The 23,784-nt window shown below is 53.6% G+C and carries 23 protein-coding genes; 5 read left to right on the top strand and 18 right to left on the bottom strand.

What is annotated here, in order from left to right; translation table 11 throughout:
• Positions 1 to 457: 457 nt before the first annotated feature.
• Complete coding sequence (locus Q1K76_RS11125; protein ID WP_300133381.1) at positions 458 to 2,494, top strand: leucine-rich repeat domain-containing protein; 2,037 nt, start codon at positions 458 to 460, stop codon at positions 2,492 to 2,494.
• Positions 2,495 to 2,665: 171 nt separating this feature from the next.
• On the opposite strand, the gene Q1K76_RS11120 is transcribed toward Q1K76_RS11125, so the two are convergent.
• Together Q1K76_RS11120 and hpt are read right to left on the bottom strand one after the other, a co-directional pair.
• Positions 2,666 to 3,238 (bottom strand): adenylate kinase, encoded by a 573-nt coding sequence (locus Q1K76_RS11120; RefSeq protein ID WP_300133379.1) that lies wholly within the window; start codon positions 3,236 to 3,238, stop codon positions 2,666 to 2,668.
• Between the two features lie 37 nt (positions 3,239 to 3,275).
• Complete coding sequence (hpt, locus tag Q1K76_RS11115; RefSeq protein ID WP_087408792.1) at positions 3,276 to 3,818, bottom strand: hypoxanthine phosphoribosyltransferase; 543 nt, start codon at positions 3,816 to 3,818, stop codon at positions 3,276 to 3,278.
• A gap of 436 nt (positions 3,819 to 4,254) precedes the next feature.
• Between hpt and Q1K76_RS11110 the strand changes: the two genes are divergently transcribed.
• From Q1K76_RS11110 to Q1K76_RS11100, 3 genes are all read left to right on the top strand, one after another.
• Positions 4,255 to 5,784: an NAD(P)H-hydrate dehydratase gene (locus Q1K76_RS11110; RefSeq protein WP_087408793.1), complete on the top strand. Its 1,530-nt coding sequence runs from the start codon at positions 4,255 to 4,257 to the stop codon at positions 5,782 to 5,784.
• A 124-nt stretch (positions 5,785 to 5,908) separates the two neighbouring features.
• Complete coding sequence (locus Q1K76_RS11105; protein ID WP_087408794.1) at positions 5,909 to 6,976, top strand: DUF4831 family protein; 1,068 nt, start codon at positions 5,909 to 5,911, stop codon at positions 6,974 to 6,976.
• A 10-nt stretch (positions 6,977 to 6,986) separates the two neighbouring features.
• On the top strand, positions 6,987 to 7,583 hold the full coding sequence (locus Q1K76_RS11100; protein WP_300133375.1) for a ribonuclease HII: 597 nt from the start codon (positions 6,987 to 6,989) through the stop codon (positions 7,581 to 7,583).
• A 13-nt stretch (positions 7,584 to 7,596) separates the two neighbouring features.
• Here Q1K76_RS11100 and Q1K76_RS11095 read toward each other — a convergent pair whose 3' ends face one another.
• Positions 7,597 to 8,265: a DUF6198 family protein gene (locus Q1K76_RS11095; protein WP_300133372.1), complete on the bottom strand. Its 669-nt coding sequence runs from the start codon at positions 8,263 to 8,265 to the stop codon at positions 7,597 to 7,599.
• Between the two features lie 121 nt (positions 8,266 to 8,386).
• Here Q1K76_RS11095 and Q1K76_RS11090 point away from each other — a divergent pair, with 121 nt between their 5' ends.
• On the top strand, positions 8,387 to 9,241 hold the full coding sequence (locus Q1K76_RS11090) for an AraC family transcriptional regulator (RefSeq protein WP_300133369.1): 855 nt from the start codon (positions 8,387 to 8,389) through the stop codon (positions 9,239 to 9,241).
• A 71-nt stretch (positions 9,242 to 9,312) separates the two neighbouring features.
• Here the strand turns inward: Q1K76_RS11090 and Q1K76_RS11085 are convergent, their stop codons facing one another.
• The 15 genes from Q1K76_RS11085 to Q1K76_RS11015 all read right to left on the bottom strand — a co-directional run bounded on the left by Q1K76_RS11085 (position 9,313) and on the right by Q1K76_RS11015 (position 23,778).
• Positions 9,313 to 10,872, bottom strand: a complete 1,560-nt coding sequence (locus Q1K76_RS11085; protein ID WP_300133366.1) for a peptide MFS transporter — start codon at positions 10,870 to 10,872, stop codon at positions 9,313 to 9,315.
• A 27-nt stretch (positions 10,873 to 10,899) separates the two neighbouring features.
• The gene (locus tag Q1K76_RS11080) at positions 10,900 to 11,325 is read right to left on the bottom strand and encodes a SufE family protein (RefSeq protein ID WP_087408799.1); all 426 of its coding nucleotides are present in this window, start codon (positions 11,323 to 11,325) and stop codon (positions 10,900 to 10,902) included.
• A 22-nt stretch (positions 11,326 to 11,347) separates the two neighbouring features.
• Positions 11,348 to 12,337, bottom strand: a complete 990-nt coding sequence (locus Q1K76_RS11075; protein WP_087408829.1) for a M28 family peptidase — start codon at positions 12,335 to 12,337, stop codon at positions 11,348 to 11,350.
• Positions 12,338 to 12,383: 46 nt separating this feature from the next.
• Positions 12,384 to 13,289 (bottom strand): LD-carboxypeptidase, encoded by a 906-nt coding sequence (locus Q1K76_RS11070; protein WP_300133362.1) that lies wholly within the window; start codon positions 13,287 to 13,289, stop codon positions 12,384 to 12,386.
• Positions 13,290 to 13,440: 151 nt separating this feature from the next.
• Positions 13,441 to 14,754, bottom strand: coding sequence for a ribosome biogenesis GTPase Der (gene der / locus Q1K76_RS11065; protein ID WP_300133359.1), 1,314 nt, complete (start codon positions 14,752 to 14,754; stop codon positions 13,441 to 13,443).
• Between the two features lie 41 nt (positions 14,755 to 14,795).
• Complete coding sequence (era, locus tag Q1K76_RS11060; RefSeq protein WP_087408802.1) at positions 14,796 to 15,683, bottom strand: GTPase Era; 888 nt, start codon at positions 15,681 to 15,683, stop codon at positions 14,796 to 14,798.
• Between the two features lie 176 nt (positions 15,684 to 15,859).
• Complete coding sequence (locus tag Q1K76_RS11055) at positions 15,860 to 16,849, bottom strand: beta-ketoacyl-ACP synthase III (protein WP_087408803.1); 990 nt, start codon at positions 16,847 to 16,849, stop codon at positions 15,860 to 15,862.
• A 67-nt stretch (positions 16,850 to 16,916) separates the two neighbouring features.
• A complete protein-coding gene (gene rpmF / locus Q1K76_RS11050; RefSeq protein ID WP_008861440.1) occupies positions 16,917 to 17,102 on the bottom strand; it encodes a 50S ribosomal protein L32 in 186 nt (61 codons plus the stop codon).
• Positions 17,103 to 17,113: 11 nt separating this feature from the next.
• On the bottom strand, positions 17,114 to 17,701 hold the full coding sequence (locus Q1K76_RS11045) for a DUF177 domain-containing protein (RefSeq protein ID WP_258327198.1): 588 nt from the start codon (positions 17,699 to 17,701) through the stop codon (positions 17,114 to 17,116).
• Between the two features lie 171 nt (positions 17,702 to 17,872).
• Positions 17,873 to 19,027, bottom strand: coding sequence for an ATP-binding protein (locus Q1K76_RS11040; RefSeq protein ID WP_087408830.1), 1,155 nt, complete (start codon positions 19,025 to 19,027; stop codon positions 17,873 to 17,875).
• A 71-nt stretch (positions 19,028 to 19,098) separates the two neighbouring features.
• A complete protein-coding gene (locus Q1K76_RS11035; RefSeq protein WP_143240940.1) occupies positions 19,099 to 20,244 on the bottom strand; it encodes a hypothetical protein in 1,146 nt (381 codons plus the stop codon).
• Between the two features lie 5 nt (positions 20,245 to 20,249).
• Positions 20,250 to 20,885, bottom strand: a complete 636-nt coding sequence (locus tag Q1K76_RS11030; protein WP_300133354.1) for a hypothetical protein — start codon at positions 20,883 to 20,885, stop codon at positions 20,250 to 20,252.
• A gap of 43 nt (positions 20,886 to 20,928) precedes the next feature.
• On the bottom strand, positions 20,929 to 21,726 hold the full coding sequence (locus tag Q1K76_RS11025; protein WP_298662544.1) for a DUF1266 domain-containing protein: 798 nt from the start codon (positions 21,724 to 21,726) through the stop codon (positions 20,929 to 20,931).
• A 33-nt stretch (positions 21,727 to 21,759) separates the two neighbouring features.
• Positions 21,760 to 22,779: a DUF1266 domain-containing protein gene (locus tag Q1K76_RS11020; RefSeq protein ID WP_300133351.1), complete on the bottom strand. Its 1,020-nt coding sequence runs from the start codon at positions 22,777 to 22,779 to the stop codon at positions 21,760 to 21,762.
• A 24-nt stretch (positions 22,780 to 22,803) separates the two neighbouring features.
• Positions 22,804 to 23,778 carry an ankyrin repeat domain-containing protein gene (locus Q1K76_RS11015; RefSeq protein WP_300133348.1) on the bottom strand — a complete coding sequence of 325 codons (975 nt, stop codon included), beginning with the start codon at positions 23,776 to 23,778 and terminating at the stop codon, positions 22,804 to 22,806.
• Positions 23,779 to 23,784: the final 6 nt, after the last annotated feature.

Raw genomic sequence — 23,784 nt, 5'->3', positions numbered from 1 at the left:
ACTTTGTTTTCAAATTTGACCATGCCGAGCCGCCTCCTGTCTTCTACAAAGATAGCGAAAGACGAGAGCAGTGACAAATGAAAACTTTATTTTCAAATTTGACCATGTCGAGCCACCTCCTGTCTTCGTGTAACAAACGATAGTGAAAAGTGGTCGGAGAGGCAAACCGAAACAAAATTTCGAGTCTGATTATCCCGAACCGCATCCCATCTTCTATCCATAAAGATAGAAACAAAAAGTCAAACCCCATCGGGTTTCAGACACTTTATCTTTTTTAAATAGGAATACCGATTTGTACAGCGATAGTCCCTTATCGAGATTTCAAGTAAAATCTACCGATAAGAAAAATAAATAAAAATTCACAATAACTCTTTTTAATAAAGATTTTATGTATATATTTCCATATATTATGGAAACATATACCTTTGCAGTCGTATTAACTAAAACAGGTATAACTATGAAGAGATTTCTTACTTTTTTTGCTCTCATTACAGCTCTTTGCCCGTTCCAGTCCAAAGCCGCAGATGCTACAACATTTGAGGTAAATCGAATCCAATACACCGTTACCGGCGAGAATACGGTAGGCGTGTCGGGATTTAACGAGACGTATGGATCGGACGAAACCCCGATGACCGAAGTTATCATTCCCGAATCGGTCGCTTACGAAGGGAAAAACTACACCGTGACTTCGCTCGAAGAGTATGCCTTCCAGTGGTTGTCGGACATTCGCAAAATCGAAATGCCCAACACTGTAACGGCCCTGAAAAACAACGCCATCTACTACAACTACGATCTGGAAGAGGTGGTACTGTCGCAAAACCTCACCACACTGGGAGCCTATGCCCTGGCTTCGAACAGCAAACTGAGCTCGCTGGCTATTCCGGCCGGAGTGACCGAGATTCCGCAAAGTTGTTTCTTCAATGACCAGGGACTGAACACTATCACCTTTGCCGGTGACTTCACCTCGATAGGCAGTGGAGCCTTCTACAAGACGGCCATTACCGAGATTGAGATTCCCGGCAGCTGCAAGACGATTGGCAACAATGCCTTCCAGCTCTGCCCCAACCTGGCCCGGGTAACTCTGGACGAAGGAGTAGAAGTGCTGAGCGAAGGTGCCTTCAGAGAGTGCAGCAAACTGACCGAAATAAACCTCCCTGCCAGCCTCAAGTCGATAGGAGAATATGCTTTCCTCGATGACTCGTCGCTCGCTTCGGTAACCATCCCGGCCGGCGTAACCGAGATTGGCGACGCGGCCTTCTCCTACACGGGAGTAACAGCCTTCGAAGTAGAGGCCGGCAACACCGTATGCCAAGCCATAAACGGGGTATTGTACTCGGCCGACGGTAAAGTGCTCATGGCCTATCCGACAAAAGCCGAAGCTACCGAATACACCATTGCCGACGGCTGTCTGGGTGTGGGCGAAGGTGCATTTGCGCACTCAAACGTACAGAAAATAGTTGTGCCCGATGGTATGCGTGCCTTCGACGACAACGCCTTCTCCGAGTCGGCCCTGTCCGAAATCAACTTCCCCGCATCGCTCGTACTGATGGGTAACCAGGCTTTTGCCTTGACGCAACTGACCACACTAGTTCTTCCCGAAAACATGACTGCCGTGTATGAAGGGACCTTTGCCCAGTGTACCGCTCTGAAATCGATAACGATTCCCGCAAGCATCCGCGACATCGAGGCCTACGCCTTCAACGGCTGCACCGCTCTCACCGAAGTATTCTGCCTGGGTGCCACCCCTCCCGTACTGAACTATTACGAGGGTTACGACCACCCCTTTGGCAACCTTGAAGCCTCACAGGTAACCGTGTATGTTCCCAAAGGCTGCAAAGCCGACTATGAGGACAGCGAGTGGGGCTACCAGTTCGACCACATCGTCGAGTCGGCTACCGGAGTCTTGGCTTACGAGAGTGTGCTCCCTGCCAACGATTCGGAGCTCGAGACCCTCGGCACACTCGAAATTACCTTTGCCGACAACATCTCGCTCGTGCAACAATACCCCGAGGTAACCGTCGTAAAAGGCCAAGAGCTCTATGGCGAACCAGTCGTGAACGAAGGTGGCTGGATGGCCTATGCCAGCGGAAAAACGGTAAATGTATTCCCGGCCGATGAGTATCAAGAGGGCGTTCAACCCATTGTCCTGGAAAGCGGCGAAGAGTATTATGTGACTATCCCGGCCGGTATTGTCGAAAATGCCGACGGCGACCAAAATCAGAAAATCGTGCTCCACTACTCCGGCAAGGTTCAGTCGGGTATCGAACAACTCGAAGGCAATGCCTGCTTCGTAGCCCAAAATGCCGGCATGCTGCAGGTGGTATTGGGCGAGCTGAGCAACTGTACGGTCGAGCTCTTCAACGCTACGGGCAACCTTGTCGATCGCATCGACGGGGCTCAAGGTTCGGTTTCGTTCCAACCTGCTGCCCAAGGCCTCTACCTCATTCGGGTAACTTCTGGTGGAACTGTCAAAACATTCAAAGTGGTCAAATAATTTTCCAAACACGCCACTTGCAAAAGAGGGTGCCTTGTCAAGTCATCGACTTGAGGGCACCCTCTTCTTCTCTATCGACTCTTCCCTGCACGGGCAATTGAGGCAACACCAGACACAAAAAAAAGGAGCACCCCGTCCGGGGGCACTCCTTTCTGCCGGCTTGCATGCAGTTTACAAGCTGGCAATCTCTTTCTTGATGCTCTCGAAAATATCGTCGATGCTGCCCATGCCGGGGATAGCACGATATTTCTTCTCTTTCTGATAGAAGTCCTTGAGCGGTCTGGTCTGGTTGTGGTAGACATCGAGACGTTTCTGGATAGTCTCCAGGTTGTCGTCGCTGCGGCCCGATACCTGTCCGCGTTTCAGCAGACGGTCGATCAGCTCCTGCTCCTCGACCTCGAGACCCAGCACCACATCTACCTGAGCCTGACGCTCGGCCAACATGCGGTTCAAAGCCTCGGCCTGTGCAATGGTACGGGGAAAACCGTCGAAGATGACGCCCTTCTTGGCCTCTTCGTGCGAGTCGAGTACATGAGCCAGAATATCGACCATCAACTCGTCGGGAATAAGCTGACCTTTCGAAATATACGAATCGGCTGTCTTGCCCAGTTCGGTACCTTTGGCAATCTGCTCGCGCAATACATCACCCGTAGAAATATGGAACAGACCATACTCCTTGATAAGATTATCGCTCTGAGTTCCTTTACCCGAACCCGGAGCGCCAAAAATAACTACATTCAACATTTTACCTTAATATTATCCTATTCAACCTTGTGTTTGTTCAATCTTCGACAACGACATAAATATCTTTCAGATTACGCCCCTGCTCGTCATAGTCGAGGCCATAACCCACGATAAAGGCGGGGGGAATCTCGAGCGCCACATAGTCGGGCTTTACATCGCACTTGAGCGACTCGGGCTTGAACAGCAGCGTGGCCACCTTCACCTCTTTGGGATTGTGGGCATAAAGCTGCTTGAGCAGCTGCTGGATGGTGAAACCCGTATCGACAATATCCTCGACCACCACTACCGTGCGGTCGGTAATATCTTGTTGCAAACCATAGATTTGTTTTACTTCGCCCGTCGAGTGCATGCCCTCGTACGATTTCATGCGGATAAACGAAATCTCGGAATCGACCTTGATTTCGCGAAACAGATCGGCGGCAAAAACAAATGCACCGTTCAATACGCATAAAAAGAGGGGGTTCTTTCCGGCCAGGTCTTCGTTCATCTGCGAAGCGACACGAGCCACAGCCTCGGCAATCTTTTCTTTCGAAATATAGGGCGTGAAAAAACGGTCCTTAATCTGAATCTTTGTGTCCATTGGTGTTATTCTGAATGTTGCACAAAGTTATAATAAATCGCAAAAACTCCGATAACGACACACTATATTTTTGCAGAATTACCGTTTGCATCGCCTCTTGACCTGCCAAAATATTTCTTAGCCCGTTTTTTTCGCATGTTTTCGAAGTAGACAGAATATGCTTCAATATAAAAAATCAAGCAAACTATCTCTTCCTCTTTCGACTTTCGCTCTCTTTATAGATGATAAGATGCAGTTCGGCATAAATCAAAAACGAAAACTTCGTTTTCTTTTTGTCTCTGCTCTCACCTTTCACTATCTTTGTTACACGAAGATAGGAGTCGGTTCGGCATAAAAAATATCTGAAACAAGTTTCGATATTTTATTCTGCGCTCACCTTTCACTATCTTTGTAAGACTCCTCCCGGCCCTGTAGCCGAGGGTAAAACCTGTACGACATGAAACTATTTACGACCCAATCGACCAAGTTGCTCGACCAACTTACTTTAGAATACGAGCCTATCGACTCGATCGACCTGATGGAGCGGGCAGCCGAAGCTCTCACCGAAGAGATCAGTAAAACCGTATCGCCCGACCGCCGCCTCTATATCTTTGCCGGCCCCGGCAACAACGGGGGCGATGCACTGGCTACGGCTCGCCTGCTGCTGGGATTGGGCTATCAACCGGCCGTCTATCTGTTCAATACCATGCCCAGCCATCGCCTGTCGACCGACTGCGCGCGCAACTGCGACCGATTGAGGGCTACCGGCATCACCCAGTTCTACGAAATCACCAACCAGTTTACTCCGCCCGAAATACAACGAGGCGATGTCATCATCGACGGCCTGTTCGGGGCCGGACTGCACGACCCGCTTTCGGGCGGATTTACCTCGCTGGCCCGATATATCAACGAGTCCGAGGCCTTTGTCATCTCCATCGACATCCCCTCGGGCCTCTTCGGCGAATGGAATCCCGACGCCTCGCCCGACCGTGTGGTCAAAGCCGACCTCACCCTTACCCTCCAGACTCCTAAACTGGCCTTCTTCTTTGCCGAGAATACCCAGTTTACCGGTCGGGTCAAGGTGCTCGACATCGGTCTGCACCCCCGGGCTATCGCCGAGACGGCCACCGACTACTACCTCACTACGGCCATCGATGTAGTCCGCCACCTGCATACTCGGGCCAAATACACCGACAAGCACGACTACGGCCACCTGCTGCTTGCCGCCGGACAATACGGCATGGTGGGAGCTTCGGTTCTCGCCGCCCGGGCTGCCCTGCACAGCGGGGCCGGTCTGGTATCGGTCCACGCGCCTCGCTGCGCCAACCTCATTCTGCAAACAGCTGTACCCGAAGCGCTCTTCTCGCCCGACAAAGGCGAAGAGCATATCGAAGAGATTCCCTCGAACCGGCGTTACACGGCGCTGGCCGCAGGCCCGGGCATGGGGTGCAACGCCACCTCGATAGCGGCTCTCAAGCATCTGCTTCAGGAGGTGAAGCAACCCCTCGTGCTCGATGCCGACGCGCTGAACTGCATTGCTCAGGACCCGAGCATTCTGCAATCGCTGCCCTCCCGCACCATACTCACCCCGCATGTCATTGAACTGGAGCGCATGTTCGGCCCGCAAACCAGCGATGCCGACCGGCTGAAATGTGCCACTCATGTAGCTGTCAAATACGATATTATCGTGGTGCTGAAAGGGGCCCATACGGCCATAGCCATGCCCGACGGCTCAATCTACTTCAACTCCACGGGCAACCCCGGCATGGCTACCGCCGGCAGCGGCGACGTGCTTACCGGCATCATCGGCTCTCTGCTGGCCCAAGGCTATTCCCCCGAAGAGGCGGCTATCATCGGAGTATTCGTTCATGGTACGGCCGGCGACATTGCCGCCCGACAGGAGGGCGAAGAGTTCGTCACAGCCGGCGACATCGTGGCCCGTCTGGGACAAGCCTTCAAACAGATAAAAACGGAGCGAATGCAATAAATTTCAAAACATTCGCTATCTTTGTAAAAGATAGAATAACCCGGCGAGGGGAAAAAGCCTATGTACGGCTCCCGACTCCGAGTTCTCCCGAATGTAAACCAACAGCAAAACAATACAAAGCTCTATGAAATACGCCCTCTTATCCCTCTGCCTGCTCTTCACGACCAGCATAGGATTGGCTCAGGAGACGAAAAGACTCACCGCCGACAAACATAACGAGTACGGACTCATATTCTCTTTGCCGCAAACTCACCTCGACCTCGAGGTCGTAGCCACAAAGACCATCCGCAAGGCAGGCCCCTACTATCAGTATGCCGAGAAATATCTGGGCATACCGGGTGCCATCACCCAGGACTCCGAATCGTGGAGTCTCACTTCGGTCAAGGTCAACCCCTACGGAGTGCCCGACCCCGAGGAGCAATACCTCATGCAGTTCAAGTCGGGTAGCGACGGCTACATCGTACTCGACGAAAACGGCCTGTTGCTCTCGATCAACACCGAACCCGTGGTCGACACGATTGTCCCCATCGAACCTAAAGCCAAAAAGAAGTCGCCCCTCGATAACCACGACTATGCCAAGGTATACTCCGAAGAGCTGCTCATGTCGGCCTCGACCGCCAAGATGGCCGAGGTGGCTGCCAAGCAGCTCTACCGCATACGCGAAAGCCGCCTGAACCTGGTTACCGGCGAGGTGGACGAGCTGCCGGCCGACGGCGAATCGTTCAAACTCGTCATCCAACAGCTCGACGAGCAGGAGGCTGCCCTCACCGCTCTCTTCATGGGTACGACCCAAACCGAAACGGTGGTCAAGCACATCGACTATATCCCCGTGGCTGAGGCAACCAACGAGGTGGTGTTCCGCATCTCCGACCTCTATGGCATAGTCGACTCCAATAACCTGAGCGGCGCCCCCATATACCTCAACCTGCAAATTACCGAGGAGGGACAACTCCCCGTCGACAACAAGGGCGAGGTGAAAAAGATGCCCAAGAATGCCGTGCCCTACGCCATTCCCGGCAAGGCCGAGGTGACTCTCACCGACGGCAAAAAAGCCCTGTTCAAAGGCGAAGTGCCGGTGGCCCAGTTCGGCGTTATCTTCGGGCTCGACCCGTCGCTCTTCACCGACAAGAAGAACCCCACCTGCGCCACCTTCTATCCCCAGACCGGGGCTATCCGTCAATTAGGGAAATAACCGAGAGAATATGTTGCTGCCCTACATGAACAGCGGAGTGGTCGAAGCCGGCTGCGACGAGGCGGGTCGCGGCTGTCTGGCCGGGGCGGTCTATGCCGCAGCCGTGGTGCTGCCACCCGACTTCCGCAACGAACTGCTCAACGACTCGAAAAAACTGACCGAGAAACAGCGCTATGCCCTGCGCCCCCTCATCGAAGAGGCGGCCCTGGCTTGGGCTGTGGGGATTGTCACCCCGCAGGAGATTGACCGCATCAACATTCTCAACGCCTCGTTCCTGGCCATGCACCGGGCCATCGAGCAGCTGCGGGTCAGCCCCCAGCATCTGCTCATCGACGGCAACCGCTTCAAACCCTATCCCGGCATTGCCCACACCTGCGTGGTGAAGGGCGACGGCAAATACGAGGCCATCGCCGCCGCCTCGATTCTGGCCAAGACCTACCGCGACGACTACATGAACGAACTGCACGAAAAATACCCCATGTACGACTGGAAATCGAACAAGGGGTATCCCACCAAAGCTCATCGAGCAGCCATTGCTCAATACGGGCCTTCGCCTTACCACAGGCTATCGTTTCAGTTGCTCGAGCGGCAACTCTCCATTTTCTGATTACGGAACTCGTTTATGCTGCGGGCGAAAGCAACCACCGGTCGAGCACACGGTAGAAGGGGCTCACCATATGTACAATAGGGCCCACAAGCAAAGCCGAAACCACCGTACCCAGCCCTACGCCGGTAACCGTCGACGAGAAGAGATACGACATGATGCAAGCTATCAGCACCAGCGTCACGTCGAATCCCAGTTTCACGAAACCAAAGGGATGCTTCAACCGCTGGGCTATCACCTTCACAAAAAACTCGCCGGCCGTCATGGCCACATTCACCTTCATCTCGAGGGCAATACCCATGGCCAACACACAACAGCCAATAAGCAGATAAACAATCTGTTGCACAAAATTGACGGGGGCTACCCAAAACAACATGTTCATACCCCAGTCGATAAAGATACCGAAACTGAGCGAAATGGGTATCTGCAGCAGGTAGGGACGCAAATCTTCCTTGAACGACTCGTGCGTCATGAACGGCAGCTCAAACAGCATGAACAGAATATTGACAATAATCGTCCATTGCCCCATCGTGAGCGGCGTGAACAGACTCAATACATAATTGACACCGGTAATAGGCGAAGTCCCCAACAAGGCTTTTGTAATAAAGTCGATACCCAAGGCGTTGATAAACAGCGAAACAACAAACAAAAGAGAACGCCTCAACGAATATACATTCATCATCATGTGTAATACCTTAAAAAAACGGTGCAAAGTTCGCCCTATTTCCGCAATGTGTGCTCATAAAAGAATAAACAACTTTGGTTAAAAACGAAACAGTTCTTACCTTTGGTAAAAAATTCGGCTCATGGACATTTTGCTACTCGACCTGCTTCGCAAGATACCGCAAATCGGAGCTTTCGCCCACAGGCAAGGGCTCTCACCCCACGACCGGGCAACCATCGGCAAAGGCTTCTTTTTCGTTTTCGTCGAAAGAGGAACAGCTTTGCTCACCGACATGCGCCAGGACTACACGATTAAGGGCGAAGATCTGATTGTACTCTCGCCCAGCCTGGCAGCCACCCTGCACCATGCAAGCCCCGACTTCACCTTTACCTGCATCTGCCTCGTGCCCGAATACTTCGACAGCCTGCCCGGCAGCCAGCTGCTATACAGCCAACTGGCCGAGTTCATCCAGGTCGACCACCTCCCCATCGTGTCGTTGAAACCCGAGAAAAGTCGCTATCTGCGGCAGACCTTCGACCTCTTCTCGAGCGACCTGCGGGGTTTCAAAATCTACACCCACGGCATCATCAGCCACCTGTGCTGCCTGCTGCTGTTGCAAACGGCCGATACTTTCTGCCAGAGCAACCGCCACATGCCGGTCTACGTAAAACGCTCGGGCGAGATATTCCGCAAGTTCCGCAAACTGTTGACAGCCCATTACAGGCAGCACCACGACATCGGCTTCTATGCCGACGAGCTGCACATCTCGACCACCTACCTCTCGCGAATAGTCAAGCAGACGACCGGCAACACCGTGCGATTCCTCATCTCGGAGTTGCTCTGTGCCGACGCACGCCGCATGCTGGTATGTACCGACCTCGACATCAAGGAGATTGCCTCGCAATTGGGCTTCTCGGACCAGTCGGTATTCGGCAAATTCTTCGTCAAGAAGACGGGCCTATCGCCTCTGAAATTCCGGTTGCGAAAAGAATTATAAAAACAACAAGGCCCCCGGGAGCACTTTCCCGAGAGCCTTGCCTTATAAGGTGTTAGACGTAAACAGGCGCACTATTCGGCCACCCGCTCCAACCACCGGAGCATACCCAGCATTACGCCCATCGAAATGAGACATACCACCAGGAATACCGTCCAGCATTGCCAGATGGGCCAGGCGTTGTACATGAGCGGACCTACCCACAACAGCAGGTTACCTGCGGCAGTGGCTCCCAGCCAGAGGCCCTGGCAGAGACCCAACAGGTGCTTGGGGGCCACCTTCGAAACGAACGACAGCCCCAACGGAGAAATAAACAACTCGGCCACCGTCAGGAAGAAGTAGGTCACAATCAGTACCCACCAGTGGGCCTTGCGAGCCATTTGCTCGGCCACGGGGAGGAGCTTGAAGTCGTCGGCCGAAGGATAACCTTTCATGGCCGAGAAGATGGCCAGGAAGAGGAAGGCCAACCCGGCAATGAACATACCGATGGCAATCTTGCGGGGCGTGGAGATGGCTTTACCCCGGCGAGTCAACCAGGCAAACAGCGCCATGACAATAGGGGTGAGCGTAATTACAAAGAAGGGGTTGATGGCTTGCCAGATTTCGGGAGCCACGGCACTCGAGTCTACGAAGTCGCGAGCAAAGAACGAGAGCGACATACCGTTCTGGTGGAACGAGAACCAGAAGAAGATAACCACACCCAACACGGCAAACAGAGCGGCCATACGTTGGCGAATCTCCTTGGCCATGGCCCGCTTCTCTTCGGCGGTATAGGATTGTGACTCGACTTTGGTCTTCTTGCCCGGAGTGGGGAACCGACGTTGGTAAGCCACAAAGATAACCAACGAGATGAGCATGGCTACCACCGAAGCGATGAACGAGTAGTGGATACCCTCGTTGAAAATCTGGAGGTAGTTCTGGCAGGCGCTGGCCAGGTCGGTCACGTTGCCGCCGGCAGCTGCCATCAAGGCATTGAGGTTATCGAGAGCGGCCTGACTCATCTGGGCACCGCTGTTGATAAACTGGTGGCACAGGGCCGGCAACTGGGCATTGTAGGCCATACCGTTCGCACCCAGCCACCACTCGCGCAGCAACGGAGCCACAAACGGGGCAATGAGTCCGCCCACGTTGATAAATACATAGAATATCTGGAATCCGCTGTCGCGTTTGCTCTTGGCCTCCTTCAAGGCTTCGGGGCCCTGCTTGGCAGCTTCGGCCTCGAAATCGTCGTAGAGCTGGCCCACGATGGCCTGCAGGTTACCCTTGAACAGACCGTTACCGAAGGCAATGAGGAAGAGCGAGAAACAGGTGAGCGGGAGCAACCATGCCACGTTTCCGCTGGTAGCCAGGATAGGAATCGACAGCAACACATAGCCTGCAGCCATGATAATCAAACCGGTCTTGATGGTACCTTTGTAGTTTTGCGTACGGTCGGCAATGATACCGCCTACCAACGCCAACAGATAGATACCGGCATAGAAGAATGAATATATGGTACCCGAAGTCTCTTCGCTCAAACCGAATTTGGAGCATAGAAACAGTACCAGCACGGCATTCATAATGTAATAGCCGAAGCGTTCGCCCATGTTGGAGAGTGCCGCAGCTATCAAACCCTTAGGATGTCCTTTAAACATAATGTTAGATTTTAAGTATTAAATGATTTAGTTGTTTTTCACTTTGAAGGCCAAGGCATACATGCGCATCTGCTTGACCATGGCCACCAACCCGTTGGAGCGGGTGGGCGACAGGTGCTCGGTGAGCCCTATCCGATCGATAAAGTAGAGGTCGGCGTTGAGAATCTCGTCGGGGGTACGGCCCGAAAGCACCCGCACCAGCAGCGACACGATGCCCTTCACGATGATGGCATCGCTCTCGGCCTCGAACCAGATGCGGCCGTCGCGGTAGTCGGCTTGCAGCCACACCCGGCTTTGACAGCCTTCAATCAGATTCTCGTTGGTTTTGTATTTCTCCTCGATCGGGGGCAGGCTGTTGCCCAGGTCGATGAGTAAGGCGTATTTATCCATCCAGTCGTCGAAGACCGAAAACTCGTCTATAATCTCGTCTTGTATTTCGTCGATACTTTTCATATAAGTAGTTTAGTTTTATCAATCACTCTTCATAAATGACCGTCAGCACGGTTTGCCCCACCGCCTTGAGCGTGGCGGGGTCGATATTCTTCATCGTGTCGTCTACGGTGTGCCAGTAGGGCGGGAACCCCGTAACCGTCTCGCGCGAGCAGGCGATGATGTCGACACTGGGTATGCCGTAACGGTTCACATACACATGGTCGTCGGTCACATAGCCTCCCTTCTCATCTACGAAATAGTCGCCGTATCCCAGACGACGGGCCGTCTCCCACACCTGCTTCACGATACCCGAGGCGTAATACTCCGAAAACATCTCGCGGCAGAAGCGGGCACCCGAGCCACCCACCATGTCGAGCAGAATGCCGAACCGGGCCCGGTAGCCGGGCTTGTGCGGACGGCGGGTCCAGTATTGTGTACCCAGGGCCCAGGTATCCTCGTCGTTCGACGTGCTCCAATAGGGGGCTCCGTAGTCCTCGGCATCGAAGAAGGCAATGTCGACCCCCGCATCGGGGAGCTTCTGCCCCACCTGTCGGGCTATCTCGAGCAACACGCCCACCCCGCTCGCACCGTCGTCGGCACCGGCAATGGGCTGGCGATGCTTGCTCTTGTCGGCATCGTTGTCGGCATAGGGGCGGGTATCCCAGTGTGCAAAAAGGAGTATGCGGTTTTTCTTCTCGGGCGAGAACGACCCGATGATGTTGCGGATGGCCAGCTCGCTGCCGTCGTAGGCGGTGACGGTGCCCTCCTGCACCTCGACCGTGGCTCCGTGACGGGCCAGCTCGGCAGCCAGATAGTCGGCCGTAGCACGATGTGCCGGCGTATTGGGCACCCGGTATCCGAACTCGACCTGACGTTCTACATAGGCATAAGCGCTGTCGGCATCGAACACGGGAACCTCGACCGACACGGTATCGGTCGCCTGAGTCTCACTGCTGCTCCCCGATTTTGCCGAACAGGCCATCAGTCCTATAATCAGAAATAAATATATCAGTTGGCGGTTTAGCGTTTTCATCTTGCTCAAAAGTACGCATTCTGACAAAAACTCGCAAATATCCCGCCTATTTTATACAAAAAGAGAGGTCGACCGACTCTTTACCGACCGAGAAGAGCACCTCGGCCCCCTCGATGAGAGGCAGATTGTCGGAGACATGCCCCACGGGGAAGTCGAAACAAACGGGGTAGTCATACTCCTCGACCAAGCGATAGATGAGTTCGTAGAGCGTACCGCCCAGCCCCTCGTTCTCGGTATACTCGGTGAAGCGGCCTACAATCAGCCCCGAGAGCGAAGCCAGCCGCCCGGCCAGTTTCAACTGGTAGAGCATGCGCTCGATCTTGTAGGGAGCCTCGGCAATATCCTCGATAAAGAGCACCGAGCCGGGCTGGAATATATCGTAGGGGGTCCCTATCAGTCCACACAGTACCGCCAGATTGCCGCCCACCAGCATACCGCGGCCTTCGCCCTGCCGGTTCAGCGGGTGAGTTTTCTCGTGATACTCGGGTATCTGACCGAAGAGAATCTGCCGCAGATACTGCGTGCAACGGTCGTCGGCCGGCTCGGCCGTGAGGTGCTTGCACATGGGCGCATGCAGCGACATGATACCCCGGCTCACACACAAGGCATGCAGCGCCGAAATATCGCTGAACCCGATTATCCACTTGGGATTACAAGCCACATCGTCGGCCAGACGGTCGAGCAGATGCACGGTGCCGTAACCGCCGCGGCTGCACAAGATGGCTTTCACCTCGGGGGTATACAGGGCGTTGCGAAAATCGTCGGTACGCTCGTCGACGGTACCCGAGTAGACCCCCGACTCTCCCAGACAGTGCAGCGATACCGACACACCCAGCGGCCAGGACTCGAGCCGCTCGACGGCACCTTTCACATAATCGGGGTTGATAATACTGGCCGGCGAAACGATGGCGAGCCCGTCGCCGGAAATCAGAAAGGGAGGTTGTGTCATCATCTCTATCGTAAGGCTTAAAAGGTTGTACCCGGCCCCTCATCGGGCGAGCGTCCTACAAATGTAACGAACTTTCGCCAGCCTTGAAACAAATAGCCCCGGAATCTTGTAAAAAACTCCGGGGCCAGTGAACGATAAGGTATCGCTTGTTTCGTTATTTCTCGCGCATGAAGATGTTGATGGGGGTTCCGCTGAAGTTCCACGTCTCGCGAATCTTGTTCTCGAGGTAGCGCTTGTAGGGATCCTTCACCCACTGGGGCAGGTTGCAGAAGAAGACGAATGTGGGCACATAGGTCTCGCGCAACATGGTCACATATTTTATCTTCACGTACTTGCCTTTGTGTGCAGGGGGCGGATAGTTCTCAATGGCACTGAGCATCACCTCGTTGAGTTTCGAAGTGGGTATCTTGCGCTGGCGGTTCTTGTAGACCTGCACGGCACTCTCGAGCACCTTGAAGATGCGCTGCTTGGTCAGGGCCGAAGCGTAGACGATGGGGAAGTCGACAAACGGAGCAAGGCGCGCCCGTATGGCATTCTCGAAGGTCTGTATCGCCTTGTTCGACTTGTCTTCTACCAAATCCCACTTGTTGACGCAGACCACCAGCCCCTTCTTGTTCTTCTGTATGAGGGAGAAGATATTGAGGTCTTGCCCCTCGATGCCGCGGGTGGCATCGATCATGAGGATGCAGACGTCGGAGGCCTCGATGGCCCGTATCGAGCGGATTACCGAATAGTATTCGAGGTCTTCGGTCACCTTACCCTTCTTGCGGATACCGGCCGTATCGACCAGGTAGAAGTCGAACCCGAACTTGTCGTAACGGGTATAGATGGAGTCGCGCGTGGTACCGGCGATGTCGGTCACGATGTAGCGCTCCTCGCCGATGAAGGCATTGATAATGGACGACTTGCCGGCATTAGGACGTCCCACGACGGCAAAGCGGGGAATATTCTCTTCGATTTCGGGCTCCGACTTCTTGGTGAAGCGTTTCAGAATCTCGTCGAGCAGGTCGCCCGTGCCCGAACCGCTGGCGGCCGACACACAGAAGGGGTCGCCCAAACCGAACGAATAGAACTCGGCAGCGTTGTATTGCCAATCGTTCGAGTCGGCTTTGTTGGCTACCAGAATCACCGGCTTGGACGAACGTCGCAAGATGGCGGCCACGTGGTCGTCGAGGTCTACGGCTCCAGTTCTCACGTCGACCATGAACAGGATGACATCGGCCTCTTCGATAGCCAGCGCCACCTGCTTGTTGATCTCTTCTTCAAAAATATCTTCCGAATTAACGACCCATCCACCGGTGTCGATAATGGAAAACTCCTGCCCGCACCACTCGACCTTGCCATACTGGCGATCGCGGGTCGTGCCGGCCTCTTCGTTGACGATGGCCTTGCGGGTTTGCGTCAAGCGGTTAAACAGGGTCGACTTCCCTACGTTCGGGCGTCCTACGATTGCTACTATATTTCCCATAATTTCTCTTTCTTTTTTACGGCTGTCACAGCCATCGGGTTTTACTCGGGTATGTATCCAAATCCTTTCAGTTTATTCTCGCGGCTCCGCCAGTCTTTCTCGACCTTGACGTAGAGCTCGAGGTAGACCTTCTTGTCGAAGAATGCCTCTATATCCTTGCGGGCCAGCATGCCCACCTTTTTCAGGGCCGAGCCGCCCTTGCCGATGATGATGCCTTTCTGCGAATCGCGCTCGACATAGATCACCGCCATGATGTGTATGCGCCCCTCTTCCTCCTTGAACTGCTCGACAGCCACCTCGCAGGCATAGGGTATCTCCTTGTCGTAGGTGAGCAATATCTTCTCGCGGATAATCTCGGTCACGAAGAATCGGGCCGGCTTGTCGGTGAGCGCGTCCTTGTCGAAGAAGGGCGGCGAGGGAGGCAACAGCTCTTGAATGCGCTTGAGCAGATAGTCGAGGTTGAACTTATATTGTGCCGAAACGGGTATCACCTCGGCCTTCGGCAACAGGCGTTTCCACTCCTCTACCAGCTTTTCGAGCGACTCCTGCCCTCCTTGCAACAAGTCTATCTTGTTGATGACCACCAGCACGGGCACCGTCTCCTCGGCCACCTTGTCGAGGAACGACTGGTTTTTGGTGGGGGTCTCTATTACGTCGGTCACATAGAGCAGAATGTCGGCATCGACCAGGGCCGACTGCGAGAAGTTGAGCATCGACTCCTGCAGCTTGTAGTTGGGCACGAGTACACCCGGCGTATCGGAATAGACAATCTGCATGTCGTCGGTATTCACGATGCCCATGATGCGGTGGCGCGTAGTCTGCGCCTTCGACGTAATGATCGAGATGCGCTCGCCCACCAGCGAATTCATCAGCGTAGACTTGCCTACGTTGGGATTTCCTACAATGTTTACAAAACCGGCTTTGTGCATAGTTTTATCGGGTTAGTTTGCCAGACAATATATAGACGTTTCTCTTATTCTATTGTCCCCAAAGGTAGTGAAAATATTCTACTTGACGAAACAACCGCCGTCGGCTTTTGTTCAAAGACAAGAAAAGACGCATCTCTTGCTACAAAAGATGCGTCTTTGTCTTATTCTCGCAATGTTTATTTCGCGTTGTATCCCCACACGAGGTAGAGAGAGCCCCAGGTAAATCCGGCACCGAAAGCCGTGAGTACCAGCTTGTCGCCGACTTTGAATTTATCTTCAAATTCGGCCATGCACAAGGGGATGGACGCTGCACTCGTATTGCCATACTTCTGGATGTTGACCAGCAACTTCTCTTCGGGAAGTTTCATACGGTCGGCGATAGCCTCGATAATACGCAGGTTGGCCTGGTGAGGGATGAAGTAATCGATCGTATCGACCGTGAGGCCGTTACGTTCCATCACCTTCTCCGATGAGGTGAGCATGTCGGTTACGGCGTGTTTGTACACGGCGCGACCCTCCTGATAGACGTAGTGCTCGTCGTTGTCGACCGTCTCGTGCGAAGCAGGATGAACAGCACCGCCAGCCTTCATCAGCAGGTGGGGCAAGCCCATACCGTCGGTATGCAGCACGGCATCGACGATACCTACCGGTTCGTCGGTGGGCTCGAGCATCACACAAGCGGCAGCATCGCCGAACAGCGGACAGGTCGAACGGTCTTTGTAGTTAACCATCGACGACATCTTCTCGGCAGCCAGCACCACTACGTGCTTGTACAAACCGCTCTTGATGTAAGCGGCACCCGACTGCAAGGCTACGATAAAGCCGGCACATGCAGCCTGGATGTCATAACCATAGGCGGTCTTGATACCCAACTTCTCCAATACGATTGAAGCCGTAGAGGGGAAACGATAGTCGGGGTTGGAGGTTGCACAAATGAGCAGATCGACCTCTTCGGGTTTTACGCCGGTCTTCCGCAAAAGCTCGGCCACGGCTTTTTCACCCAAATCGGACGAGCCCGTACCTTCACCTTTCAAAATTCTGCGTTCCTTGATACCGACGCGAGTCGTAATCCACTCGTCGTTGGTATCGACCATGTGCGACAGTTCGTCGTTGGTCAGCACATAATCAGGGACATACGAGGCTATTCCCGTTATTTTAGCATTCATAACTATAAAATCGGCTTAGTGTGTGAAAAAATGCCCTAAATCGCTTTAGGGCTCTACATATCGAAACTTAGACTGCAGCCTCTTTTTCGATAGCCAATTTTCCTCTGTAATAGCCACACTCGCCACATACGGTGTGATATACATGCCAAGCACCACAGTTGGGGCAAACTGCCAAAGTAGGAGCTACTGCTTTGTCGTGAGTTCTTCTTTTGGCTGTTCTCGTTTTAGATTGTTTTCTTTTAGGATGTGCCATTTTTCTATTATTTAATTATTATCTATTATTTTCTTCAATTCGTCCCAACGGGGGTCGGTCATTGTCTCGCCTTCGTCGGGTACCACGTCTGCGATGTCCTCATCGTCAAACGCATCGAGGGCCTCGTCGTCGCCATCGTCCAGCGAGCGGGCCGTATGTTTGCGCAACTTAGCACTCATCGACTTGTTGCACTTCCCTGCCGGGTGAACGTGCTTCAAGGGAATTGTCAGCGCCACAAATTCGTACAAGAACCAGGCGATGTTCAACTCCCCGTCGCTCTCGGGAATCACTACCACATTGTCGCTCTCCTCGCTGTATTCGCTACCGAATTTCACGAAAAGCGTCTCGTGGGTTTTTACCTCGTGATCCATGTCGTCGAGACAGCGATCACACGGAATCTGAATCACTCCTTCCAAATCGAAATTCAATTCAAAAGAAGCCGCAGTCCGCTTCACGGTCAGCTTCACATTTACCTTCCCTTTTTGAACATCTTCTCCTTCGATATTCTTAAAGAACTCATTATCCAATACATACTCAAAATTCTGAGTACCTATCGGCATACTCTTGAGCGGTAATTTATAAGCACTAAATCGTCCCAATGCTATTTGTCGTTAAAACTGCGCAAAGGTATAAAAAATAATCGTTATAAATCAATCTTTTCGGGAGTTTTTATTTCATATTTAAAATTTTTCAATCCCGAAAGGGCCCGTTTCCATCGGGGAAGCGAAGCACAACGCTCGTCACTGTCGACCGATTGGGGAGTCACAAAGTCAGGCTACGCGCTTCAGCTCGATTCGGAAGGTAGTACCCTTGCCCACCTCCGACTCCTTCACAAAAATCCGACCGGCATGATACTCCTCGATGATGCGCTTGGCCAGCGTGAGGCCCAACCCCCAACCGCGTTTCTTGGTCGTATAACCGGGATTGAACACCGTCTTGAAGTTTTTGCGGGCAATACCCTTGCCGGTATCCTTGATGTCGATATAGATCTGCTGCCTCTCCGAGGTCAGATATACATCGATGCGCCCCTCGCCGTTCATGGCGTCGACCGCATTCTTGCACAGATTTTCGATAACCCACTCAAACAGCGGCAGGCACACCATGGCCCCCTCGGCATCCGATGGCAGATGGGTTGTTATCTGTACCTTGCTCGAGACCCGCCGACGCATGTACTCGGTGGCATTCTCGAGCACCTCGTTCACGTAAACCAGCTCCATCTCGGGCTTCGAACCTATCTTGGAGAAGCGCTCGGCTATGACCGAAAGCCGCTTCACATCCTTGTTCATATCGGAGAGCAGCGCCGGGTCTACCCCCGAAGCCTCCAGCAAATCCATCCACGCCATCAGCGACGATATGGGGGTGCCCAACTGGTGAGCCGTCTCCTTCGACAGCCCCACCCACACCTTGTTCTGCTCGGCCTTCTTCGTGCTGATAAGTGCAAAATAGACAATCAGCACAAACAGCACCATCACTCCCAACTGCACATAGGGATAGAACGAAAGCCGTTTCAGCAGGATAGAGTCGTCGTAGTAGAGATACTGTTTCTCGTCGCCACCCAGATTGATTTCGATCACATTCGAGCCACTCTGCAAATGAGCCAGCTTCCGCCGCAAATATTTCTCGGGATCAGTCTCAGGAAGATTCAAGTTGACATACTGATTTATCTCGCCATTCCCATCGACCAGAATAGCCGGTATCGAGGTATTGCTCTGGATGACCTTCAGGATAAGCTCCATGCTCATCTCGGTCTTGTCGCTGGCCAACTCGCGAGTCGCCTCGGCCCAAATCTCCATCTTCTTGCGCTCCTCGACCGAGAGGTCCTCGACCAGGTCGTTCGACACATAGAGCACCCCGCCGACCAGCAGCACCGATATCAACAGAAAAATCAACTTCCCTTTTTGCCGGAGATCATAAATATTTTGCATAGCCTCAAACCGCATTATATACATGTAATATATATAAGAACGGTGCGACCCGCCAAATATTATCCGACTGCTCATTTCGCACCTCCATACTCCCGCGCCCGGATGGCCTCGACTATCCAACGGAGATTGCGACGCGTATACCCAAAAGAGACAATCGAACTACGTCGGTCGAGATTATTCACGCTGTTGAGCCACACCCGACCGCTGTCATAGACAACAAATATATGTTCGCCCCAAGTGAAACTCCACATCGAGGGATTGGTATGGGCTACGATACAGTCGTACCCCAGGTGGTCGATACTCCACTCGTGTACCTCGGCCAATTCGATAAAGAGGTTACCTATCTCCTCGATCGAAAGGCGGGTTGGCACCTCTTCGAAGTCAAGCCGGTTGCGCTGCACATGAAACAGCAACAACGCCAGCAGTAACGGTATGCACAAAACCCATAAGGGCAACAATACACCCCAGGAATAAATCAGGGAGAAAAGGTTGAACAACAGCATACAACACAAAATAAACACCATCAAAGAGGGCAGGGCATAGTGAGTCGTGGCCCAATCGGTCGTAAGCGGCAAATGCCGTGTGCGCAACACAAAGTCGGCCAGCGGTTCATCGCCCTCCTTATGAAAGAACAGCCAAAACAAAAACCACTCTGCCACAATACAGAAGACGACAATGCCCACTAATATCCATCCCCACTCTGTGCCGGAAGCAGGAGTGTCGAAATCGTGATTTACGCGATAGCCCGACGGGGGAATATCGAGAATCACCATTCCCTGGTCGTAAGCAATGTTGTCGAACGAAAGGTCTTTGCAACGAAACTCGTAGTGTCCGTCTGTCTCGAGTCGCAACGGATAAAAATAGCGGTAGCACGAGGTCGTCTCTCCATTGCTGTAAACTGTTGAGCTACTGTTGCTGCGAGGGCGTATCGACCGGCCGTTGGCCACGATAATCGGGGGCTCGGCATCGGGCCGACGGTTGCACTCCAACACAAGCATGATGGCACTGCCTACCCGCAGGCTGTCGCCCCTGACTGAGAGTTCACACATTACCGAGGAGTCGACCGAATCGGCAGGCAGTATCCGGGACGAATAGGCTTTCTGATAAAGATCGGAAAAACCACTCAAAAAGTTGGCAATGATGGCCGAGTCGGACTCTTCGGCCCGAACGAACACCGTCCAAACAGCCAGACAAACAACGACTATACACCGTTTCACGCTTCTCATCTTTTTATCGGTGACGAATCGAGCAGAACTTCCTGAGGCAAATCGGCACACTCGCTCCAAAACAGGCCTTCTTCCTCATCGTCAATCCAATAGAGAGGCAACACCGTAGCTTCGTAACCAAAGATATAACGCTCATTGGAAAGACGGGGTATCAACAATATTTCGGCATTCTCTTCCATACGCTCGTCATAAGCGAACTTGGTGGAGTAATAAACATACTCGATATGATTTGCCCGGGTCTCCACGTCGACCGAAGGATTCTCGCCGGAGTCAGAACCTTCCTTTTTCTTGTGGGTTCTCGAATCGAGCGAAAGGTTACCCAACTCCATCATCCCTTCGGGTACATGAAAAATCATATCAACCGAGTAGAATTCCTTTTTCCATATCGCCTTGTAGGGAATGGCTACGCGCACCAATACCCAACACGAGTCGGCCGTCTTGACCGCCCGCTCGACAGTATACCGCACCTGCGGACGCTCAAGCGGTTTGAGCTGCTTATGCAGTTTCAATACCTCGGGGCTTACATCGTAGTCCATCCCCTCCACCGCCGTTACCGGCTCGAGCGGGGCGGTTGTTCTGCACCCCGCACAGAGGCACAACAGAACGACTACAAGCCAAACACTCTGTTTCATCGCTTTCTATTTTTTGAGGGTGTCACTTCTCTTATCATCCAATTTACCAGGGATATTTCACCCACGGGCTGTTCGCATCGGCCAGCAGCTTGTCGGCGGTATCTTTCATCACCGAATTATAGGCCCGCTTACCGCCCCACAACGAGCGACCTATCACGTAGCTCAGGGCCAGTTCCCGCCACGACGAGAACGCTCCGTGGGCCAGTTCGTTTGCCACATCTACATATTGCCAGGCCTCGGTCTCGGTAATATAGCCCATCTCGCAGCAGGCCCGTGCCAGAAAACAGATGCGTCCGGCATCCCACCCGGTCACGCCATAGCGACGCAGGTCGTCTTTCACGGCAATGACTTTGCACGCGAGCAGTTCGTCGCAGGTATCCTGCAGGTTCTGGAGTTGAACGGTTATCTTATCATAGTCCTCCTGCGAGGTCATGTTTTGCTGGAAGACCTCATCCTGCTGTTTCGGATCGGTCAACAAGAAGGCCTGCCACACAAAAGGAAAGTAGTAGCGGTAACCTTTCTCGCACAGGTATTGCAGCTCTTCCACGGCCTCGGTACGACAGGTGATGCCCCACCACTCACCCAGAATCTTGGGCAGTTCGCTGCGGATACCCGTCTCAAGCGAATTTTGATAGGCCCCCTGTTGCGAAGCATAGAGAGCCCCCACGGCCAGCTTCCGACACTGCTCGTCGCTCAAGGTCGAACGAGGATTGAGACAGACGGTCGTGAAAGCCCGGCGCAACTTGCGCACGGTACCGATAGCACTTTTGCTCTTTTTATAAATCCATATTCCACCACTCACGACAGCTATCGTGAGCATGATGTAAAATTCGTTACTCATCGTCCATACAGTTTTTCGATTTCGCATTCTCCATTACCAGGCTATCTGCCGCCAGGGCGAATCGTCCCGATCGAGCAGCAGCGATGCTATCTCATAGGCGGTGTCGCAGTCGTCGGTATCGTCGTGCCAAACGCCGCGCCCCAACGTGTAGCTGAGCCCAAACTCCTGCCACGACGAGAACTCCTGCCGGGCCACCTCGGCTCCCACCTGCATGATGTGCCACATCTCCTCCTCGGTGACATAACCGCACAGGTAGGCCCAACGCCCCAGATTGACGACACGAACCAAATCCCAGGCTATCGCCGTGTGGGGGATTGTAGTCCTGTCGCAATATTCGTTCTGAATCATGTAGGCAACCATCTGACGCACCTCGTCAAGTTTTTCGTCCAGTTCAGGGTCGGCATCGACCTCCTCGTCACTCAAGAGTACGGCCAGAGCTTCATCGGCATCGGCGTGGTGCCCTTCGTTCAACAGCCAGTTGACCGTCTTGACGACCGAGTCGCGGTCGGCAATCTCCCACCAGTTTTCGAGTTGAGCCTTGATGGTATCGATCTCGATTTGGCAATCGAGGGTATCGACACACTCGTCGTTATAGACCAACAATGGTGCGGCCAAGGCCAGCACACGGAGTTGCTCGGGTGTCAACCGACTGTCGCCGCTGCGGCGTATCGTCCAGTCCTCTCCCAAGGAGTCGAGAGCGAGATCGTTCATCTCACGGAGCTCCTGCTCCAGCGACCCATCCTGCATCTGCCGGTAAAAGTCCCCGGCCTGCGCCATATTCGCACGGGCTGTTTGTGCCACAGTATCGGCATCTACACCACCCAATGTTCCCATCGCGGCCTGTTGCCTCTGAATCTCTGCCAGGTTGGGTACGGCTGCCTGCATCTGGGCCATAATCTGCGCCTGCATATCGCTCATGTCGGGCATTTCAAATCCCGGAATATTCCCATACATCGACTGTATCTGTTCCATCGCCGCCCGCACCGAAGCCTCTTGTGCAGCCCGGGCTATCTCCTCCGGCGTGTGAGGAGTGTTCAATTCATCTTGTGCCATATAAATAAGTATTTTAAGGTTCTGTTATCCTTCGGCTCCGGCATATAGCAGAGTTTCGACAATCTCGTTGAAACCCCGCTCGCCGGCATAATAGAGGGCCGTGTGTTGTAGGTTGTCGGCCACATTTACGGCAGCTCCGGCAGCTATCAACAACGACACCATCTCGTTGTCACCCAACCGGGCGGCCTGGATGAGCGGAGTCTCGCCCCGACTGTTGCGGGCATCGACATTTGCCCCTGCACCCAGCAAAGCCTTGCCTATAAAACGGTTGCCCGACAAAACGGCAGCATGCAGCGGAGCAGTCCCAACCAGCGAAGCCCGGTTGACATCGGCTCCAGCCGCAATCAGCAACTCGGCCAGAAAGAGGTTGCTCCGACCACAAGCCAACAGCAGAGGAGTCTCCCCCTCGTCGTTCATGGCATTGAGCTGAACCTTCGAATCGGCCAACAGGGTGCACACCACCTCTCCCTGGTCGTTATGGACCGCCTGATGCAGAACCGTATTGCCCCGGCTGTCGCAAGCGGAGGTATGACCCAACAACGACACCACCTCGCGCAATCCATGCGCGGTAGCATAGTCGAGTGCCGTATGCCCCGACTGGTCGGCCCGTCCGGTATCGGCCCCCAACCCGATGAGATAAAGAGCGGCATCGGTGCGTTTGTAATCGAGCAGCACCATGAGCGGCGTGCGTCCCTCGCGGTCGGTCGCATTCAAGTCGGCTCCATGCCGGGCCAGCAAGGCCACAATCTCCTTGTTCCCACTCTGTGCCGCAGCATGCAGGGGGCTTTCACTACGATTGTTGATCAAAGAGACATCGGCTCCCCGATCGAGCAACAGAGCCACCACATCGCGGTGCCCCTGCCGACAGGCGTAATAAAGAGGAGTATTCCCCTCGCCATCACGCTTATCGAGATTGACACCTCCCTTGTCGAGAAAAATGCGCACGATGCTCTTCTGTCCGTTGCGACAGGCATTGAGAAAAGTCAGGTTATTGTCCATCGTTTG

Source organism: uncultured Barnesiella sp., from assembly GCF_946496565.1.
Classification (GTDB): Bacteria; Bacteroidota; Bacteroidia; order Bacteroidales; family Barnesiellaceae; genus Barnesiella; species Barnesiella merdigallinarum.
Note: the sequence above shows the minus strand (reverse complement) of the source record. Positions and strands in the feature narration are given on the sequence as shown.

What these genes read in the sequence shown, in the direction of transcription:
- der (WP_300133359.1), bottom strand. Translation starts at nt 14,754, where the DNA reads ATGGGAAATATAGTAGCAATCGTAGGACGCCCGAACGTAGGGAAGTCG.
- Q1K76_RS11040 (WP_087408830.1), bottom strand. Translation starts at nt 19,027, where the DNA reads ATGCAAAATATTTATGATCTCCGGCAAAAAGGGAAGTTGATTTTTCTG.
- Q1K76_RS11090 (WP_300133369.1), top strand. Translation starts at nt 8,387, where the DNA reads ATGGACATTTTGCTACTCGACCTGCTTCGCAAGATACCGCAAATCGGA.
- Q1K76_RS11020 (WP_300133351.1), bottom strand. Translation starts at nt 22,779, where the DNA reads ATGGCACAAGATGAATTGAACACTCCTCACACGCCGGAGGAGATAGCC.
- hpt (WP_087408792.1), bottom strand. Translation starts at nt 3,818, where the DNA reads ATGGACACAAAGATTCAGATTAAGGACCGTTTTTTCACGCCCTATATT.
- Q1K76_RS11095 (WP_300133372.1), bottom strand. Translation starts at nt 8,265, where the DNA reads ATGATGATGAATGTATATTCGTTGAGGCGTTCTCTTTTGTTTGTTGTT.
- Q1K76_RS11015 (WP_300133348.1), bottom strand. Translation starts at nt 23,778, where the DNA reads ATGGACAATAACCTGACTTTTCTCAATGCCTGTCGCAACGGACAGAAG.
- Q1K76_RS11085 (WP_300133366.1), bottom strand. Translation starts at nt 10,872, where the DNA reads ATGTTTAAAGGACATCCTAAGGGTTTGATAGCTGCGGCACTCTCCAAC.
- Q1K76_RS11080 (WP_087408799.1), bottom strand. Translation starts at nt 11,325, where the DNA reads ATGAAAAGTATCGACGAAATACAAGACGAGATTATAGACGAGTTTTCG.
- rpmF (WP_008861440.1), bottom strand. Translation starts at nt 17,102, where the DNA reads ATGGCACATCCTAAAAGAAAACAATCTAAAACGAGAACAGCCAAAAGA.
- Q1K76_RS11100 (WP_300133375.1), top strand. Translation starts at nt 6,987, where the DNA reads ATGTTGCTGCCCTACATGAACAGCGGAGTGGTCGAAGCCGGCTGCGAC.
- Q1K76_RS11105 (WP_087408794.1), top strand. Translation starts at nt 5,909, where the DNA reads ATGAAATACGCCCTCTTATCCCTCTGCCTGCTCTTCACGACCAGCATA.
- Q1K76_RS11120 (WP_300133379.1), bottom strand. Translation starts at nt 3,238, where the DNA reads ATGTTGAATGTAGTTATTTTTGGCGCTCCGGGTTCGGGTAAAGGAACT.
- Q1K76_RS11025 (WP_298662544.1), bottom strand. Translation starts at nt 21,726, where the DNA reads ATGAGTAACGAATTTTACATCATGCTCACGATAGCTGTCGTGAGTGGT.
- Q1K76_RS11110 (WP_087408793.1), top strand. Translation starts at nt 4,255, where the DNA reads ATGAAACTATTTACGACCCAATCGACCAAGTTGCTCGACCAACTTACT.
- Q1K76_RS11075 (WP_087408829.1), bottom strand. Translation starts at nt 12,337, where the DNA reads ATGAAAACGCTAAACCGCCAACTGATATATTTATTTCTGATTATAGGA.
- Q1K76_RS11055 (WP_087408803.1), bottom strand. Translation starts at nt 16,849, where the DNA reads ATGAATGCTAAAATAACGGGAATAGCCTCGTATGTCCCTGATTATGTG.
- Q1K76_RS11070 (WP_300133362.1), bottom strand. Translation starts at nt 13,289, where the DNA reads ATGATGACACAACCTCCCTTTCTGATTTCCGGCGACGGGCTCGCCATC.
- era (WP_087408802.1), bottom strand. Translation starts at nt 15,683, where the DNA reads ATGCACAAAGCCGGTTTTGTAAACATTGTAGGAAATCCCAACGTAGGC.
- Q1K76_RS11030 (WP_300133354.1), bottom strand. Translation starts at nt 20,885, where the DNA reads ATGAAACAGAGTGTTTGGCTTGTAGTCGTTCTGTTGTGCCTCTGTGCG.
- Q1K76_RS11125 (WP_300133381.1), top strand. Translation starts at nt 458, where the DNA reads ATGAAGAGATTTCTTACTTTTTTTGCTCTCATTACAGCTCTTTGCCCG.